This is a genomic window from Neoroseomonas soli, assembly GCF_018129065.1.
GTDB lineage: Bacteria > Pseudomonadota > Alphaproteobacteria > Acetobacterales > Acetobacteraceae > Neoroseomonas > Neoroseomonas soli.
This window is the reverse complement of the sequence record NZ_JAAEDM010000005.1, coordinates 94,586-111,214: the sequence shown is the minus strand read 5'-3', so window position 1 is coordinate 111,214 and position 16,629 is coordinate 94,586. Positions and strand designations below refer to the sequence as shown.

Sequence of the window (16,629 nt, the reverse complement as noted above, 5' to 3'; positions counted from 1 at the left end):
TAGCGGGGATGCCCACCTATCTCATGGCCATGATGCTGCTCTCGGCGGGCAGTTTCATCCGGACGCGCTCGGCCGCGCCGGAAATGCGCCCGGCCTCGGCCGCCTCGGACATGGTCTGGGGCTGGGTGGCGAGAGCCGCCTTCTGGAGTTGGATCGGCCTCGCCGTCTGGGGGTTCGTGACGATGCACTGGTCGCAGCCGGTCGCGGCGGTGCTGGCCTCGCTCGGGGTGAACGCATTGATCGGCTTGCGCGGCCCGATGCGGACCTGGCCGGGCCTGTCGATGGTGTTCTGCGTGGCCGGGCTGTTGTCCGGCCTCGCGACCATCCTGCGCTGACCTTGGCCCCGCCGCCCGTCAGGCGACGGGCGGCAGGTGCAGTGCGACGACCTCACCGTTCTGGCCGGCCACGGCCGGGAAGCGGTTGCGCACTTCGGGGTCGTGGCCGGGGATGACCCGGCTGTCGTCGCCGCCCGCGAGCTTCTTCGCCGTGCGCCAGCCCGCCGCCATGGCGCCGAGGTCGAAGATGATCGGGAACGGGTTCCCGCTCAGCGCATTGGCATAGAAGTGCATGGCGTCGGAGGCGAGCACCACCGGCCCGCGCGCCGTCTCGACGCGGACCATCTGCAACCCGTCCGAATGGCCGCCGACGCGGTGGACGGTGACGCCGGGCGCGACCTCGGCATCGCCATCGTGGAACTCCACGCGGTCGGCATAGACGGCGCGGACCATGGCGACGACGTGGTCGGCCTCGAAGGGCATGCGGATGGCGTGGACGCACATGTGCCGGCCGACGGCGAAGTGCATCTCGCGTTCCTGCAGGTGGAAGCGCGCGGCGGGGAAGATGCCGAGCGAGCCCGCATGGTCGTAGTGCAGGTGGGTGATGATGACGTCCTGCACCTTGGCCGGGTCGGTGCCCATCGAGGCCAGGCACTCGGCGACCGAGCGCGACAGCTTGCGCCCACGCTTCGCGGCCAGTTCGTGGTCGAAGCCGGTATCCACCACGATCTCCCGCCCGCCCGGCCCGCGCAGCAGCCAGACGAAGTAGTCGAGCGGCATCGCCTCGTGCGGGTCGGGCAGCGGCAGCAGGTGGTTGGTCTGCGCCGTCCGCTCATGCCGCCCGTAGCGGATGGCATAGACTTCCCAGGTCATGGCGACTTGTTCCCGCCGAGGATGGTGCCCGACATCTGCTCGCTCAGCTTGGCGACGGCCGTGTGGTCGGCCCCCGGCCCGAGCAGCGCAGCAGCCGAGGCCCACATCTCGCGGCACAGCGCGGCGAAGGGCGTCGGCGTCGTCGTCTCGCGGCCCACTTCCAGCGCGATCGACAGGTCCTTGACCATCAGGTCGAGGCCGAACCCCGCGTCGAAGCGCCGCGACAGCACGTATTCCTTGAACTTCTTCTGCGTCGAGTTGTTCATCCCCGTGCTGGCGTTCAGCACGTCCACCATCTTCGCCGGGTCGAGCCCGAAGCGCTGGCCGATCAGCAGCGCCTCGATGCCGATCAGGTAGCCGCCGGCGGAGACCAGGTTGTTCAGCGCCTTCATCGCCTGCCCGGCGCCGATCGGCCCGCAGCGGTGGATGGAGGTGCCCATCGCCTTCAGCACCGGATCGGCGCGGTCGAGGTCGGCCTCCTCGCCGCCCGCCATGATGGCGAGTTGCCCCGTCTTGGCGCGCGGCACGCCGCCCGAGACCGGGCAGTCGATCATCGCCACGCCCTTCTCCGCGAGGCCCGCCGCGATCTCCCGCGTGCGACCCGGCTGGCCGGAGGTCATGTCGATGACCAGCATGTCCTTCGCCAGCGAGGCGCCCATCGCCTCCACCGCCTCGGCCACCTGCTTGCTGGTGGGGACGATGATGACGACGCAATCGGCGCCCTTGGCGGCTTCGGCCGGCGAGGCGGCGGCCTTGCCGCCGGTCTCGGCGGCGAAGGCATCGGCGCGGCCGGGCACGACGTCGCAGACGGTGACGTCGAAGCCGGCCTTCACCAGGTTGGCCGCCATCGGCCAGCCCATGTTGCCGATGCCGGCAAACGCGATCTTCCGGATGGCGGCCATGGTCTTACTTCTTCCCCGGGATGGCGCCTTCGGCGATCAGCACCTCATGCGCCGCCTTGAAGGCGTCGAGGCCGGCCGGGATGCCGCAATAAGCCGTCGCGTGCAGCAGCGTCGCCTTGATCTCGTCCACCGTGATGCCGTTGTTGAGCGCACCCTTCACGTGCAGCTTCACCTCCGGAATCTTGCCCAGCGCGGTCAGCATCGCGAGGTTCAGCAGCGAGCGTGTCTTGCGATCCAGCGTCGGGTCGCCCCAGGCCCAGCCCCAGGCCCAGGCGGTGGTGGCGCGCTGGAAGGACATCATGAACTCGTCGGCCTTCGCCATGGACGAATCCACGTAGTCGGGGCCCAGCACCGCGCGGCGGATGGGCAGGCCCTTGTCGAACAGCGCCTGATCGTCGGACATGTTGCGTCACTCCCTCGGGAAGATTGAGGCGCGCAGGCTTGCGCGGACCCGCGGGGCGGTCAACCGGGCGCGGCGGAGGAGGCAGCCATGTTTTTCGATGGGTTCAACCTGGAATTCCGAGAGGCGCAGGGCCGCCGTTTCCGCCTGCGGCGCGGCGGCGAAGGCCCTCCCCTGCTTCTTCTGCACGGCAACCCGCAGACGCATGCCATGTGGCACCGGGTCGCGCCGGAACTGGCGCGGCGCTTCACCGTCATCTGCCCGGACATCACCGGCTACGGCTTCTCCGACAAGCCGCCGGTCAGCGCGGACCATGCGCCCTATTCGAAGCGCGCCATGGCCGCGGACATGGTCGCGCTGATGCAGGCGCTCGGCCATGAGCGATTCCAGGTCGTGGCGCATGACCGCGGGGCGCGCGTCGCGCATCGCATGGCGCTCGACCACGCCGCCGCCGTCGAGCGGCTCTGCACCATGGACATCATCCCGACGCTCGAGCATTTCGAGCACACGGACATGAAATTCGCCATGGGCTACTGGCACTGGTTCTTCCTCGCCCAGCGCCATCCGGGCCCGGAGAACATGATCCGCGCCGACATCGAGCCGTGGTTCGACTTCCACACCTCGCGCGAGCCGAAGCCCGCGGATTTCTTCCACCCGGAGGCGCGCGCGGACTATCTCGACGCGCTGCACACGCCCGGCACGATCGAGGCGATCTGCGAGGACTACCGCGCGGCGACGACCATCGACCTCGAGCACGACCGCGCCGCCCGCGCCGCGGGGGAGAAGGTGCGCTGCCCGATGCTCGCGCTCTGGGGCGCCAAGGGCAGCATCCCGAAATGGTACGACGCGCCGGAGATCTGGCGGCGCTACGCGGCCGGGCCGCTCGAGACCGGGGCCATCGCCTCCGGCCACTACCTGGCGGAGGAGGCACCGGCGGAGGTGCTGGCGCGGCTCGACGGCTTCCTCAGCCGATAGGCGGCGCACGGCCAGGTCCGGGCGACGGGCACGGACCGGCGTGATGCCGGCGGGGGGTGCATCGGGCGGGCTCGCCGCTCCCGCCCGAAACGAGGGGCGCGCGCGCGAGCAGGTCATCCGCGGTTGACCGTGTAGGCGTAGCCCCCGCCGTCGGGGCGCCCGCGCGCGAGCAGGTCATCCCGCCCGGCAGGGGATGCGCTTCGCGCCCGCCCGGCAAAGGCTTCACCCAAGGCTGACCGGGCGGCCGCGCGCGACATCGACGGGGCCGGCTTCCGCGCCGCCAGGGTCGGTCCCCTGCGACGCGGGCATCAGGATCCACGGCACCATGGACCCGAACACGCTCACGTCGATCCCCGGCGATGCGGGCGTCAGACGAAATCCGCCGCCGCCCGGCTCCAGGTCTTCGTCGCGAAATCCGGGCGCTTGCGGATCTCGGCCTTCAGCGTCTTCCGGCGCTCCCCCCAGTTCGGGGCGCCGATCTCGATCAGGTCGTCGAACGGCCGCGGTCCCTTCAGGGCCTGGTCGACGAGCGGCCAGGTCATGCGGCCGCCGCGCCCGTGATGGAGGATGTCGGCGATGACGCAGCACAGTTCGGCGCTCCGGCCATCGATGCCGACGCGCGCATCGGCCCGGCGCACAAAGCCGCGATAGGCGTCGGTCATCACCTGCACCTGCGCCTCGCGCGCCTCGACAACATTGCTGGTCCAGTGGATCAGCTTCGCCGCGGCGATGACCTCGGCGTCCTGCACTTCGGACAGGTCGGGGTTGAGGTAGTCCATCAGCGCCTCGGTCGAGGCGTCGTCCTCCAGCGGCTTCGGCACGGGCCCGCCCTCATCCCGGCAGATCCGTCCGTTCACCAGGGCGAGGTTGGGAAAATAGTCCGCCGCCTCCGGCCGCCCGAGCAGCATCCTGAAGTAGCGGACGAAGTCCCCGTTCGGCACATGCGCCGCGAACTGCGCGAAGCCGAATGTGAAGGCCGCGCGGTCGTACGTGTTCAGGGTGAGGAAGTTGCGCCCCTCGCAGGCTGCCGTCGGTTCCACGAACTCGGCCCAGAAGCCGAAGGCTCCGGTGAAGTCGGAGGCCGCGTAGTCGAGCCGCTCCAGCTTCGTGCCCCGGAAGATGTTGAAGAGGCCGATATTGCCCTGGAAGGGAACGCGCCGGCCGACGAAGAACGGGCTGCCGCCGTCGGCGGAGGCCGAGAAATCGTCGCCGTTGCGGATGATGCGGAACAGGATCGCCATGGCCATGCTCCTCGCCGCGTCGTGCCACGCAGGCACGCGCGGCTCGCCGCATGGTGGCGAGCCGGGCCTTCCATTTCAACTACGAAATGTCTGACCCGGTGTTAGAGCAGATCCCGATCAGGTGGACTCATCTGATCGGGTGAAGATGCTCGCAAGAACAAAGGCCTGAAGCGGTGTTCGTGAGCAGAGGCGAACGGAAACCGCTCCAGTGTCCTGCCCGTGAAGTTCGCTGGATTTCCAGCGAACGAAGCGAGCAAGCAGGCTACTGAAAACAAAGGCTAGTGGCCTGAGAACGAAGTCCGCAGGATTTCGGAATCAGGTCACCAGCACGCCGCCCGGCCCTCAGCCGGTCCCGGCCTCATCCGCCGGCAGCACCATGCGCAGCCGGTTCCGGCCGTCCGCCATGCGCTCGTAGCTCAGTTCCGCCGCGGTCCGGCGGATGAGCGTGATGCCGAGGCCACCGATCCGCGCCTCCGCGAGCCCCGCAGCCGGTGCCGGCAAGGGGGCGGCCGTGGGATCGAAGGCGATGCCGCGATCCTCGAACTGCAGCACACAGCGGCCGCCCTCGATGGAGGCGACGATGTCGAGCGCTGGCTCCTGGCCCTCCGGGTAGCCGTGGCGAAGGGTGTTCAGTGCCACTTCCTCGATCAGCAGTTCGGCCCGCGCGACGCTGCGCGGGCGCGCGCCGTGCGCGGCGAGGAATTCGACGACCGCCGCCTGGGCCCGCACCACCTCGCTTGCCGCTGCCCCGCGCAGCGCCAGCCTCAGCACCTCCCCGCCCGGAGGAGGGGTCGCGGTCATGCCTTGAGGCGAGCGAGCGCGGCGTCTTCGTCCGCCACGACCGGGATCAGATCGTCGAGCGACACGGTTTCGAAGACCTCGGCGACCGCCGACTGCGCGCCGAAGATCACGAAGCGGCGGCGTGCGCGGTCAGCTTGGCGCGCGGCGGCGATCAGCATGCGGATACCGAGGGAGCCAACGAAGGAGACACCCGTCAGGTCGACGGCAACATCGGCCTTCGAGTTGCCGATGGCGGCGGAAAACCTGCCTTCCACCTTCTCGGTCCCGGCCGCGTCGAGCCGCCCGGCCAGCACCAGGCGCAGCAGCGCCGTTCCCGAACCCACCACCGCCAGTTCCATTGCGTCCTCTCCCTCACGCCAGCCTGGAACGACCCGCGCTGCCATGCGCAGGAGGCATGGCGCGCTGCTTACGGGATGTCCAGCGTCACCAGCGAGACGTCGTCGTCCAGCGGGCCGGGGCGGGCACGGCCCCGCACGGCGCGCCACAGGCGCTCGGGCTCGGCCAGTCCCGGCACGGCGGGCGCCGAGAGCAGTGGCAGGAAGTCGCGGATGCCGAGTTGCGCGCCATCCGCGGCCGTGATCTCAAAGGCGCCGTCGCTGAAGAGGTGCAGGCGCGCACCGGGCGGGACCGCCACCTCGGCGCGGCGATAGGGCCAGTCGGGCGCGAGGCCGATCGCCGGGCTCTTGACCCAGAGCGGCTGCGGCGCCGCCTCGCCGGGTGCCACGAGGAAAGCCGGGTGCTGCCCCGCGCAGCCGAAGGTCAGCACCCGGCTCCCGATGTCGAGCACCCCGTACCAGATCGAGAAGTAGAGCCCGCCATGGCGGTCCATCTGGAAGCGCGCATTGGCCGCCGAGAGGACCGCCACCGGATCGGCGAAATCGACGCCGGGCAGGCTGTGCTCGCGAAGGATGTTCATGGCCGAGGCGGCAAGCAGCGCGGACCCCGCCCCGTGGCCCGAGACGTCGAGCAGCCATGCCGCGAAGCGCCGCTCGTCGAGCCAGCCATAGCCGAAGCCGTCGCCGCCGATCCTGGCCGAGGGGACGAAGCGCCAATCGGCCCGCACCGGGCCTTCCGCCACCGGCGGCGGCAGCAGCGCGGCGACGTAGCGCCCCGCGCGGGCGAGGTCGCGCTCCACCTCCTCCGCCCGCGCGAGGTCGGAGGCGCGGCCGCTGCGATAGACCAGGGTGAAGGGCCCGAGACGCAGCCGGCTGCCGGGCGCGAGGCGGGTCGGTCCCTGCGCGGCACGCCCGTCCACGATGGTGCCGTTGGTGGAGCCGAGGTCGCTCACCACCACCGCCTCGCCTTCCAGCGCCAGAATGCAGTGGCTGCGGGAGACATCGGGCGAGGGCAGCGCCAACCCGTTCTGCGGCGTGCGGCCGATGGTCAATGGGGTCGCGTCCAGCCCTATCCGGCGCGCGGCGATGCCCTCCGCGGGTTCGAGGTCGAGCACGTGCAGCACCGGATCCGGCTCGACGGCGGTGGGGGCCGCGCGGCGCACCATGGTGCGCTCGGACTCCGGCGGGTGGCGTTCGGTCGCGTCGTCGGTCACATGGCGATCCCGAGGGCGGGCAGGTCCACCACCCATGGCAGGTCGGTGTCGCCCGTGGCGGCGCCGGCGCGGGTCAGCAGCGCATGCGCCTGGCCGCGGTGATGGGTCTGGTGGTTGAAGAAATGCGCCACGGCGACCCAGAGCGGCAGCGACATCTCCCGCTGCGAGGCGCCGGAAAACCAGGTGAGCGGGGCGGCGAGGCAGTCCTCCGTCAGGCGTCCGGCCCAGGCCGCAATGCGCTCGTCGGCCACCGCCCGCGCCGACTTGAGCGCGGCCCAGTCCTCGATCATGCGGGCGCTGTCCTTCTGGGCGACGGGCGGCTTCTCCCAGCCGTCGAAGCGGCTCATCCAGGTGGTGTCACCCCACAGCAGATGGCTCAGCGTGCCGTGCACGGAGCCCCAGAAGACGCCGCCATCGGCGCGGCGGGCATCGTCCGTCAGGGTGTCGGCCGCGGCGTAGAGCCGACGGTTCATCTCCGCATTGTAGGCCGCCATCATGCGGCACCAGGCAGGACCGATCATGCATGTTCCTCGAGCGGGCCGGCGGGGTCGCCCGGATGGCGCGGCGAAAGGCGGCGCCAGGGGCTGCGCCCCAGGCCCATCCGCTCCATCAGGTCGAGCGCGCGCCACTGCAGCGCCTCCCGCCGCCCGCGCAGGCCAGGAATGGCCCAGAGGTCCAGCCCCGTCCAGGGGAGGAAGGGGTTGCGCCGTTCCATGGCCCAGATCTCGACGCGGATGGAGGGGCGCAGGCTCGGCCCGCGCGCATGGAAGCCGTGGGTGTCGGCGACCACGAGCGTGTTCGCCGGCACCGCGAAAGCGACGGGTTGCGGCAAGCCGAGGCGCCGCAGGCGATCCGCAGTGATGCGCAGCGATCCCCGACGCGAGAGATGGTCGAGGCCGTGCGAGGCCTCGATGCTCATGCGCCTTTCCCAGGCGAGGCGCCGCTTCGTCATGACGTGGGAGCCCGGGACGTAGGTGAAGGGTCCTTCGTCCGCCGGCACATCCCGCATGAACAGCCAGGCCTTCATGGTCGGGTGGAAGGCGTCCGAGTGCAGCACCGTCTGCGGGTCGGGCTCGGCCGGGCGCACGCCGGAGAGGATGGTCTGGATGAATTGCGACGGCCGCGCGCCGTGCCCCGCGACATGGGCGAGCAGGTTCCGCCATTCCGGGCTTTCCACCAGGGCACGCGCCGCCGGCAGCCGCGCGAGCAGGGAATCGCCGAGCGCGATCCGGCGCGTGATGGTGTCGCCCTGCACCATCTCCCGCACCGTGGTGACGAGGCCCTCCACCTCCTCGCTGAGGGCGCGGAAGGCCTCGGTCGGCAGGAAGTCCCGCTTCAGCACGAAGCCGTCCCGGGCGAAGGCGGCGGCATCCTCGGGCGAAAGCGCGGCAGAGAGGCGGGCGCGGCGCCGGTCCGCCATGCGGGCGGCAATGGCGACGCGGCGGGCGTGCAGACCGCGCCGATTCAGCGCCTCGCTGCCGAGGAGTGGGTTGTCGATGAAGGACTGCGCGCCGGTGGCGAGCGAGGCGACCCACCAGGGAGCAAGAAGAACGGAACGCGCGGCAGAAGCGACGGCCATCACGGGGCTCCTTCTGCCCCCGGATGTATCACACCGCCTTGTAGAAAAAGACGGTGTCCTGCGGCGTGCGGGCGGCGTCCAGTTCGAAGCCGGGGATGCACCCGAGTTCGGTCCAGCCCTGCTCGCGGTACAGGGCCTCGGCGGCGCTGCCCCGGCGCGTGTCGAGCATCGCCAGCCGGCGGCCATGTGCGCGGGCGGCCTGCTCCGCCCGGCGCAGCAGCGCGCGGCCGATGCCCGCGCGCCGCGCCGGCGGATCGACCATCAGCTTCTGGATGCCGACGACATGCGGCTGGTTCTCGGACGTGACGAGTTCGAGCGTCGCCGTCCCCGCCAGCCGGCCATCGAGCCAGGCCGCGAGCAGCACGCGCTGCCCGGCGGCCACGGCGGCCGAAGCACCCTTCCAGAAGGCCAGCGCGCGGTCGCGCGAGAGCGGCGGGAGGAATTCCAGCGAGGCTCCCTCCGCCACGCAGGCGATCAGGATCTCGGCAAGGCGGCGTTCCGCGCTGGCGGCCGCGGCGGCGTCCAGCGCCTCCACCACCAGGCCCTTCGCCGGCTTCGCGTAACGGAATTCGAGCGAGTGGGAGATGTCGTCGAGGATCCGGATGGAACCCTGCCGGACATAGCCGTGCTTCTCGTAGAAGCCGTGCGCGCGGGTGAAGCGGGTGTCGGTCCAGAGGACCATCCGCTCCGCCCCGGCGTCACGCGCATGGGTTTCGGCCGTGCGCAGGAGGTCGGCGGCGAGGCCGGCGCCGCGCGCGCCGGCATCGACATACATGCGGCAGATCTCCCAGGCACCGTCTTCCTTCAGCGGGCGGGTGCCGATCATGCCGATCAGGCGCCCTTCCCGCTCCGCGGCCCAGAGCGTGCCGCCCTGGCCGCGGAACCAGGTGGCGAGGGCCCGCAGTTCGGGCACCTCGCCATCCACGTCGAGGATGCAGCCGGGATACTCAGCCCAGCAGCCGCCGATGAGGGCGATGAAGCCCTCGGCGTCGCTGTCCTTGCCCGCCCGGATTTCATGATGGTGCATCCGATTCAGACCTCCGGCGCTCGGCGCCCTCGGCGCCTGCGCCCTGCGGTCATCGGATGCATCGCATGATGGTGCATCCGATTCAGACCTCCGGTGCTCGGCGCCCTCGGCGCCTGCGCCCTGCGGTCATCGGATGCACGCTCACGCGAGTTCCTTGCAGAACTCCTGGATGCGGGCGCAGGCCTCGCGCAGGCTCTCGGTGTCCGTCGCGTAGGAGATGCGCAGATACGGCGACATGCCGTAGGCCGCGCCCTGCACGGCGGCGACGTGCTTTTCCTCGAGCAGGGCGAGGGCGAAGTCGGTGTCGGTGTCGATCTTCCTGCCCGCCTTGGTGGTCTTGCCGAGGCAGCCGGCGATGTTCGGGAAGACGTAGAAGGCGCCTTCGGGCTTGTGGCATGCGATGCCCGGCGCAGCGTTCAGCATGTCCACCACCAGGTCGCGACGGCGGCGGTATTCCTCGGCGCGCTCGCGCACCAGGTCCTGCGGGCCGTCCAGGGCGGCAGCGGCGGCGGCCTGGCCGACGGTGGAGATGCCGGAGGTCGCCTGGCCCTGCATGTTGACCATCGCCTTGATCAACTCCTTCGGCCCGCCGCAGAAGCCGACGCGCCAGCCGGTCATGGCGTAGGTCTTGGAGGCACCGTTGACAGTCAGGGTGCGGTTCTTCAGTTCCGGCGCGACCTCGGCGATGGTGCAGAACTCGAAGCCGTCATAGACGAGGTGCTCATACATGTCGTCGGTCATGACCCAGACATGCGGGTGCTTCTTCAGCACCTCGGCGATCGCCTTCATCTCCTCGCGCGAGCAGGCCGCACCGGTCGGGTTGTTCGGGAAGTTCAGCATCACCCACTTGGTCTTGGGGGTGATGGCGGCGTCGAGGTCCTCGGGGCGCAGCTTGAAGCCGTTGTTCTGCGGGCAGGAGACCAGCACCGGCTTGCCGCCAGCGACCTTCGCCATGTCGGCGTAGGAGATCCAGTAGGGCGCGGGGATCACCACCTCGTCGCCCGGATCCACTGTCGCCATGAAGGCGTTGTAGATGCACTGCTTGCCGCCATTGGCGACCATGACCTCGTCGAGCGCGTAGTCGATGTTGTTGTCGCGCTTGAACTTGCGCTGGATGGCTTCCTTCAGTTCCCTGGTGCCGTCCTGCGGGGGGTACTTGGTGTCGCCGGCGAGCGCGGCCTTGTGCGCGGCCTCGATGGCATGCATCGGCGTCGGGAAGTCGGGCTCGCCGGAGGCAAGGCTGATCACCTTGATCCCCTTCGCCGCGAGTTCGCGCCCCTTCATCGTCATAACGACGGAGGCGGAGATGGAGACGTCGTTCAGGCGTTGGGCGAGTGACGGCATGTCGGCAGGGATCCCTCCTTGGGCAAAGCAATCTACGGCGAGCGAACCGGCACGCCAATGGGCCCGGCCGATGGTAGGAACCGCCATGATAGGGCTGCGAGGCCCCACGCGAACCAGCCCAGCACGGAGGCAAGTGCCGCGATCCGTGCCGAGAGCGGCATGATCCAGACGAGTTCGAGAGTGTGCTCGCCTGGCGGCACGCGGAAGGAGAGCAGACGATCTGGCCCATGCGGCTCCCTCGGCAACCCCAGCTCGGCGCCTGGCCCGACGAGGTGCCACGCTGGGAAGTCGAACCGCCGCAGGACGACCCGGCCGCCGTACGGTGCTGCGACCGCCAGGCGCTCTCCAAGCGGACCCGACTCGACGACACGCACGCCGACCTCCGCCTCGGGCTCTCCCCAGGCGCGACTGCCGGGGCCGATGGAAGCGAGCAATTGCAGGACATGGTCGATGCTCGCGACCCCCGCCGCGGAAGGCCCCAGCCAGTGCCCCGCTGGAAGGTACTCGCCCGGATCGGGACGATAGGCCACCACCGTTCGATACGTCTCACGCCAGGCGTTGGTCGTGGTCGTGCGCAGGATCGGATAGGCGGCAGCGGCCAGCACGAAAAGGGCCGGAAGGACCGTAAGGAACCACACGGCTAGGGTCGCGCGGCGCGGCCGGCCGCTGTGTTCGGCGGCGAGCACGAGAGCCGTGACAGAGGTAAAATCCAGGACCAGCAACATGCGCCACGGAAACTGCACGCGGGTCAACGGCGATCCATCCGACCAGAGTGCCGGCAGAATGCCGGCCATGAATGCGCCCCCGAGCAACGTCAGTACGGCCCAGATGCGTGGCTCGCCGCCGACGCCACCACGCGTGAAAGCCAGACCCGCAATCGCGAGCGCCGCCACGCCGAATGCGGCCGTTGCGACAAAGGTCATGTAGCCAGCGCTGAGCCAGGCGTCTGGCCGGAGCAGTAGCCACCCCGCCGAATCGTACCGGCCGGTCGTCATATGCTCGAAGGAATTGGCGCTGAGCATCGCCAATGCCGGCACCACCTGGAACGCCGCCAGCACGATACCGCCGGTCGCGCCCGCCAGAACCGCGGCGCCGCCCCGCATGCGGGCGGCCATGGGGCGCGCCGCGCTGGCCAGTCGCAGGAAGGCATATGGAATGGCCACGAAGACAGCGGCGAGCATCGCCGATGGCAAATGACTCAGAAGCAGGAGGGCCGTCGCGAAGGCCAGCCAGAGCACGTGTCTGCAATGCCCGCGCAGGCAACGGTCAAGCGCTGCAACGAGAAGCGGCAGCGCCGCATAGGCGGCGATCTCTCCGAACGAGCCACGCACGTAGATGTCGAAGAGATGATAGGGAGCAGCCATGTAAATCAGCGAGCCCACCGTCGCATGTCGCGCCGCGCCGCACTGCAGGAGCCAGCGCCGCATCATCAGGCCCGAGCCCGCCAGCATCGCGACCTGCACGAGACCCATGATCCGCCCGCCGTCCAGCACATTGCCGAAGAGCCATAGAAGCGGTGCCGTAGCGTAGAAGGGGAGCGGCGCGTAGAAGACGAATGTCGGACTTCCAAGTCCACCGAATGCATCTGGCAACCACCGCGGCACGGCAACGCCGCTGGCGAGCAGCGCCGCGAACTGCTCGGCCCAGTTCAGATTGTAATGAGCATTATCGGTCGCCGGGGCTCCCAGCAGCAGGATTGGTGCGCCCAGCAGGACAGCAGCAACAAGGATGATCCAAACGCCACCGCTTGCCGGGGGCCTCGTGACTTCTGCCGTCATCGTCTGCCGCACCGCGATGCCCGGTCTCGGAAAAAGGTCACGCTACGCGCCCGATTGCCGATCCTAGGACCCAGGCGGCACGCGCGCAGGGGACTCGTAGAGCCAATCGACGGCCTGCTCCCCGATCCGGACGAAACCCTGCTTTTCCCAGAAGCGATGCGCGCGGCTGCCCTTCAGCACCTCGATCCGCACCACAAGCCCCGGATGGGCGCCCGCCACCGCCGAGAGGACGGCGGCGCCGAGACCACGGCCCTGAACGGCCGGCTCCAGGTAGAAGGAATGGATTTCGAGGTGGTCCTTCGCCGGGACGGCGGCGATGCAGCCGACAACGCGGCCATCGACCTCAATGGCGGCAAGCGTCGCAGGGTCGAAGCCGGCCCGCATCCGGCTGCGCCGCCGCTCCGGGTCGAAGCGGCCGACGCGTTCGAGGTCCGCGCGCAGCACGCGGATCGAAAGGTCGAGGAGCGGCTCGAAATCCGCTTCCTCGACCGGACGCAGCGTGAAAGCTGCGCTCACTTCATCCCGGCGCAGAACTTCTGGATCCGCGTGCAGGCTTCCTTCAGCACCTCGTCCGATGTCGCGTAGGAAATGCGGAAATGCCCCGGCGAGAGAAAGGCCTCGCCATGCACCGTGGCGACGCCGGCTTCCTCGAGCAGGGCGATGGTGAAGTCCTCGTCCGTATCGATCTTCTTGCCGCCGGCGGTGGTCTTGCCGATGCAGCCGCGCATGTCCGGGAAGACGTAGAACGCGCCCTCCGGCTTATGGCAGCGGATGCCTGGTGCCTGGTTCAGCATCTCCACCACCATGTTGCGGCGGCGCTCATAGACCTTGCGCATCTCCTCGATGCTCTCCTGCGGGCCGGTCAGCGCCTCGATGGCCGCAGCCTGGGAGATGGAGGAGGTGTTCGACGTGGACTGCCCCTGCAGCTTGTCCATCGCCTTGATGAGATGCAGCGGCGCGCCGGCGAAGCCGATGCGCCAGCCCGTCATCGCATAGGCCTTGGAGCAGCCGTTCATGGTCACGGTGCGGTCGCGCAGCCGCGGTTCGACCTCCAGGATCGTGGCCGGCTTGAAGCCGTCATAGGCAAGCTTCTCGTAGATGTCGTCGGTGAAGACCCAGACATGCGGGTGCTTCATCAGCACGTCGGTGATCTTCTTCAGCTCTTCCGCGTTGTAGGCAGCGCCGGTCGGGTTGCAGGGGTTGTTCAGGATCAGCCACTTGGTCTTGGGCGTGATCGCGGCCTCAAGCTGTTCGCCGGTCATCTTGAAGCCGGCGTTCTGGCCGCACTGCACGATCACCGGCGTGCCTTCGGCGAGCTGCACGATGTCCGGGTAGGACACCCAGCATGGCGCGGGGATGATCGCCTCGTCGCCCGGATTGATGGTGGCGACCAGCGCGTCGAAGATCACCTGCTTGCCGCCGGTGGCGACGATGATCTCCTCCGGCTTGTAGTCGAGGCCGCTGTCGCGCTTGAACTTCTCGCAGATGGCCCTGCGCAGTTCGACGGTGCCGGAGACGTCGGTGTACTTCGTCTCCCCGCGCTCGATGGCGGCGATGGCGGCGTCCTTGACATTGCGCGGGGTGTCGAAGTCCGGCTCGCCGGAGGACAGGCCGATCACGTCCTTGCCCGCGGCCTTGAGCGCGCGCGCCTTCGCCGTCATGGCGATGGTCAGGGACGGCGAGATGCGGTTCAGGCGGTCGGCGATCAGGTTCATGGCGGGCCCAGGACAGTTCTGCGAAGGGCCGGACCCTAATGCCGCCCTCCCCCGCCATCAACCCGTGCCTACCAGAGCCGCAACGGCCGCAGCCCCTGGTAGGTCCACCCGCCCTCCTGCAGGCAGGCGGCGCGGGCGGCCCGGCGCGGGCCCGTATTGGCATCCACCCAGCCATACTGGGGCGGCTGGTAGCGCGCCGGGCGGACGACGCATTCGGTCTGGCCCCGGCGGCTGAAGCAGCGGCGCTCCGGGCGTTCCCAGTAGCCGGGCGCCGTCTGGGTCCAGACCAGGGCGGGCGGCACCTGCTGCGCCGCCCAGGCGGTGCATTCGGCCTGGGCGGCCTCGGCCTCGGCCTCGGTGGCGCCGGGCCGTTCCCAGTTCTCGGCGCAGCCTGCCAGCAGGAGGAGGAGCGGGAGGAATCGTCGCATAGTCTAAAATTTGGCACGACATAGCGGCGAAACCATGGCCCGGCCGGGATGCGGGTCAGCCCCTGCGGGGGCGGAGCAGCAGCGCCGCCAGGGCCAGCATGCCCCCCACCGCGATCACGACGACCGCGCCGAGGGCATTGACCTCCGGCGTCAGCCCCAGTCGCAACATGGAAAACAGCGCCATGGGCAGCGTCGTCCCCGCCGGCCCCGAGACGAAGGAGGCGATGACCACATCGTCGAGGGACAGGGTGAAGGCCAGCAGCCACCCCGCCGCGAGCGCCGGGGCGATCAGCGGCAGGGTCACGGTGCGGAACGCGGTGAAGGGCGTGGCGCCGAGATCCATGGCCGCTTCCTCGAGGCTGCGGTCGGACTCGGCGAGCCTCGCCTGCACCACCACGGCCACGAAGGCAGCGCCGAGGGTCGCATGGGCGAGCAGCACCGTGGTCGCCCCGCGCCCGGCGGGCCAGCCGGTCAGCGCGTCCAGCGCGACAAAGAGCAGCAGCAGGGAAAGGCCCGTCACCACCTCCGGCAGCACCAGCGGCGCGCCGATCAGCGCGCCGAACAGGGCACGGCCGCGAAAGGGGCCGAAGCGCGCCAGGGCCCAGCCGGCCGCGCCGCCCAGCAGCACCGCCAGCGTCGCCGCCCCGGCCGCGACGCGCAGGGAGAGCAGCGCGGATTCCACCAGGCGCTCGTTCGCCGCCAGGGCCTGGAACCAGCGCAGCGAGAAGCCGCCCCACTGGAAGGGAATGCGGTCCGCGCTGAAGGCATAGATGACGAGCAGCAGGATCGGCAGCCAGAGGAAGGCAAAGCCGGCGACCATCGCAGCCTTCACCAGGCGATGGTGGCTCATGTGCGCGCCTCGAGCCGCTGGAAGAGCCGGATCGGGACCAGAAGCAGGACCAGCAGCGCGAGGGCGAGTGCCGCCGCGACCGGCCAGTCCCGGTTCTGGAAGAATTCCTGCCAGAGGACGCGGCCGACGAGCTGCGCCTCGGGCGGCCCCATCAGTTCGGGGATGACGTATTCCCCCGCCGCCGGGATGAAGACGAGCAGGAAGGCCGCCGCCGCCGCCGGCGCCGTAACCGGCAGGGTCACCGTCAGGAAGGCGATTGCCGGTCGCGCGCCGAGATCCGCCGCCGCCTCTCCCAGTGACGGATCAAGGCGCAGGAAGGCAGCGAAGAGCGGCAGCACCGCGAAGGGCAGGTAGGCGTGGACCATGCCCGCGATCATGGCGCCCTCAGTGTAGAGCAGCGTCAGCGGGGCGTCGGTCAGGCCGGCGGCCTGGAGCATGCCGTTGATCCAGCCCTCGTCGCGCAGCAGGCCGATCCAGGCGCCGACGCGCAGCAGGAAGCCGGTCCAGAACGGCAGCATCAGCAGGGCGAGCAGGATCACGCGCCGCCGCGGCGCCGCGCGGGCGATGCCCATGGCCATGGGATAGGCGATGAGCAGGCAGAGCGCCGCCGTCGTGGCCGCGACGCGCAGGGCCGTCAGGAGGGCGTCGAGGTAGTAGGTGTCCTCCGTCAGCGTCGCGAAGCCCGTGGCCGATAGCGCCAGGCGGAAGGGCGGCACACCGGGGTCGGATTCCGCCAGGGCAATGGCCGCCAGGATGGCTGCCGGCGCCGCGACGAACAGCAGCAGCCAACCCCATGCGGGCGCGAGAAGGAGCAGTCGCCCCCTCACGGCCCGGTGCTCCCCGGGTGTTGGTTCCCAAAGGCCTTTCGGCCTTTGGCCCGAGGGGTTCGGGG

The 16,629-nt window shown here is 70.0% G+C and carries 19 protein-coding genes; 2 read left to right on the top strand and 17 right to left on the bottom strand.

All coding sequences use genetic code 11. The features are described from left to right. Positions 1-8 precede the first annotated feature (8 nt). Positions 9-335: a multidrug DMT transporter permease gene (locus GXW76_RS03385; protein ID WP_211860578.1), complete on the top strand. Its 327-nt coding sequence runs from the start codon at positions 9-11 to the stop codon at positions 333-335. Between the two features lie 18 nt (positions 336-353). Here GXW76_RS03385 and GXW76_RS03380 read toward each other — a convergent pair whose 3' ends face one another. From GXW76_RS03380 to GXW76_RS03370, 3 genes are read right to left on the bottom strand one after another with little or no spacing between them, the layout of a single operon-like run. Further along, positions 354-1,148 carry an N-acyl homoserine lactonase family protein gene (locus GXW76_RS03380; protein WP_211860577.1) on the bottom strand — a complete coding sequence of 265 codons (795 nt, stop codon included), beginning with the start codon at positions 1,146-1,148 and terminating at the stop codon, positions 354-356. After that, on the bottom strand, positions 1,145-2,050 hold the full coding sequence (locus GXW76_RS03375; protein WP_211860576.1) for an NAD(P)-dependent oxidoreductase: 906 nt from the start codon (positions 2,048-2,050) through the stop codon (positions 1,145-1,147). Before GXW76_RS03375 ends, GXW76_RS03380 begins: the two co-directional genes overlap by 4 nt. A gap of 4 nt (positions 2,051-2,054) precedes the next feature. Beyond that, on the bottom strand, positions 2,055-2,453 hold the full coding sequence (locus tag GXW76_RS03370) for a carboxymuconolactone decarboxylase family protein (protein WP_211849040.1): 399 nt from the start codon (positions 2,451-2,453) through the stop codon (positions 2,055-2,057). Positions 2,454-2,540: 87 nt separating this feature from the next. Here GXW76_RS03370 and GXW76_RS03365 point away from each other — a divergent pair, with 87 nt between their 5' ends. Then, positions 2,541-3,425: an alpha/beta fold hydrolase gene (locus GXW76_RS03365; protein WP_211860575.1), complete on the top strand. Its 885-nt coding sequence runs from the start codon at positions 2,541-2,543 to the stop codon at positions 3,423-3,425. Positions 3,426-3,793: 368 nt separating this feature from the next. On the opposite strand, the gene GXW76_RS03360 is transcribed toward GXW76_RS03365, so the two are convergent. The 14 genes from GXW76_RS03360 to GXW76_RS03295 form a co-directional block, all read right to left on the bottom strand. Beyond that, on the bottom strand, positions 3,794-4,666 hold the full coding sequence (locus tag GXW76_RS03360) for a hypothetical protein (protein WP_211860574.1): 873 nt from the start codon (positions 4,664-4,666) through the stop codon (positions 3,794-3,796). A 342-nt stretch (positions 4,667-5,008) separates the two neighbouring features. Beyond that, the gene (locus GXW76_RS03355; RefSeq protein ID WP_211860573.1) at positions 5,009-5,467 is read right to left on the bottom strand and encodes an ATP-binding protein; all 459 of its coding nucleotides are present in this window, start codon (positions 5,465-5,467) and stop codon (positions 5,009-5,011) included. After that, on the bottom strand, positions 5,464-5,805 hold the full coding sequence (locus GXW76_RS03350; protein ID WP_211860572.1) for an STAS domain-containing protein: 342 nt from the start codon (positions 5,803-5,805) through the stop codon (positions 5,464-5,466). The genes GXW76_RS03355 and GXW76_RS03350 overlap by 4 nt, the downstream gene beginning before the upstream one ends. A gap of 68 nt (positions 5,806-5,873) precedes the next feature. Then, complete coding sequence (locus tag GXW76_RS03345; protein WP_211860571.1) at positions 5,874-7,016, bottom strand: PP2C family protein-serine/threonine phosphatase; 1,143 nt, start codon at positions 7,014-7,016, stop codon at positions 5,874-5,876. Further along, positions 7,013-7,537, bottom strand: coding sequence for a DinB family protein (locus GXW76_RS03340; RefSeq protein WP_211860570.1), 525 nt, complete (start codon positions 7,535-7,537; stop codon positions 7,013-7,015). The genes GXW76_RS03345 and GXW76_RS03340 overlap by 4 nt, the downstream gene beginning before the upstream one ends. Then, positions 7,534-8,595, bottom strand: a complete 1,062-nt coding sequence (locus GXW76_RS03335; protein WP_211860569.1) for a phytanoyl-CoA dioxygenase family protein — start codon at positions 8,593-8,595, stop codon at positions 7,534-7,536. The genes GXW76_RS03340 and GXW76_RS03335 overlap by 4 nt, the downstream gene beginning before the upstream one ends. Before the next feature lie 28 nt (positions 8,596-8,623). Continuing rightward, positions 8,624-9,622 carry a GNAT family N-acetyltransferase gene (locus tag GXW76_RS03330; RefSeq protein WP_211860568.1) on the bottom strand — a complete coding sequence of 333 codons (999 nt, stop codon included), beginning with the start codon at positions 9,620-9,622 and terminating at the stop codon, positions 8,624-8,626. Between the two features lie 141 nt (positions 9,623-9,763). After that, positions 9,764-10,966 (bottom strand): pyridoxal phosphate-dependent aminotransferase, encoded by a 1,203-nt coding sequence (locus GXW76_RS03325; protein ID WP_211860567.1) that lies wholly within the window; start codon positions 10,964-10,966, stop codon positions 9,764-9,766. A 32-nt stretch (positions 10,967-10,998) separates the two neighbouring features. Next, the gene (locus tag GXW76_RS03320; protein ID WP_211860566.1) at positions 10,999-12,744 is read right to left on the bottom strand and encodes a 6-pyruvoyl-tetrahydropterin synthase-related protein; all 1,746 of its coding nucleotides are present in this window, start codon (positions 12,742-12,744) and stop codon (positions 10,999-11,001) included. 63 nt (positions 12,745-12,807) lie between these two features. Beyond that, entirely contained in the window at positions 12,808-13,260 is a 453-nt protein-coding gene (locus GXW76_RS03315) for a GNAT family N-acetyltransferase (RefSeq protein WP_211860565.1), read from the bottom strand. Next, positions 13,257-14,459, bottom strand: a complete 1,203-nt coding sequence (locus GXW76_RS03310) for a pyridoxal phosphate-dependent aminotransferase (protein WP_211860564.1) — start codon at positions 14,457-14,459, stop codon at positions 13,257-13,259. The genes GXW76_RS03315 and GXW76_RS03310 overlap by 4 nt, the downstream gene beginning before the upstream one ends. A gap of 68 nt (positions 14,460-14,527) precedes the next feature. Further along, positions 14,528-14,887 (bottom strand): hypothetical protein, encoded by a 360-nt coding sequence (locus tag GXW76_RS03305; RefSeq protein ID WP_211860563.1) that lies wholly within the window; start codon positions 14,885-14,887, stop codon positions 14,528-14,530. A 55-nt stretch (positions 14,888-14,942) separates the two neighbouring features. Beyond that, complete coding sequence (locus GXW76_RS03300) at positions 14,943-15,737, bottom strand: ABC transporter permease subunit (RefSeq protein ID WP_211860562.1); 795 nt, start codon at positions 15,735-15,737, stop codon at positions 14,943-14,945. Beyond that, the gene (locus GXW76_RS03295; RefSeq protein WP_338150877.1) at positions 15,734-16,564 is read right to left on the bottom strand and encodes an ABC transporter permease; all 831 of its coding nucleotides are present in this window, start codon (positions 16,562-16,564) and stop codon (positions 15,734-15,736) included. Before GXW76_RS03295 ends, GXW76_RS03300 begins: the two co-directional genes overlap by 4 nt. Positions 16,565-16,629: the final 65 nt, after the last annotated feature.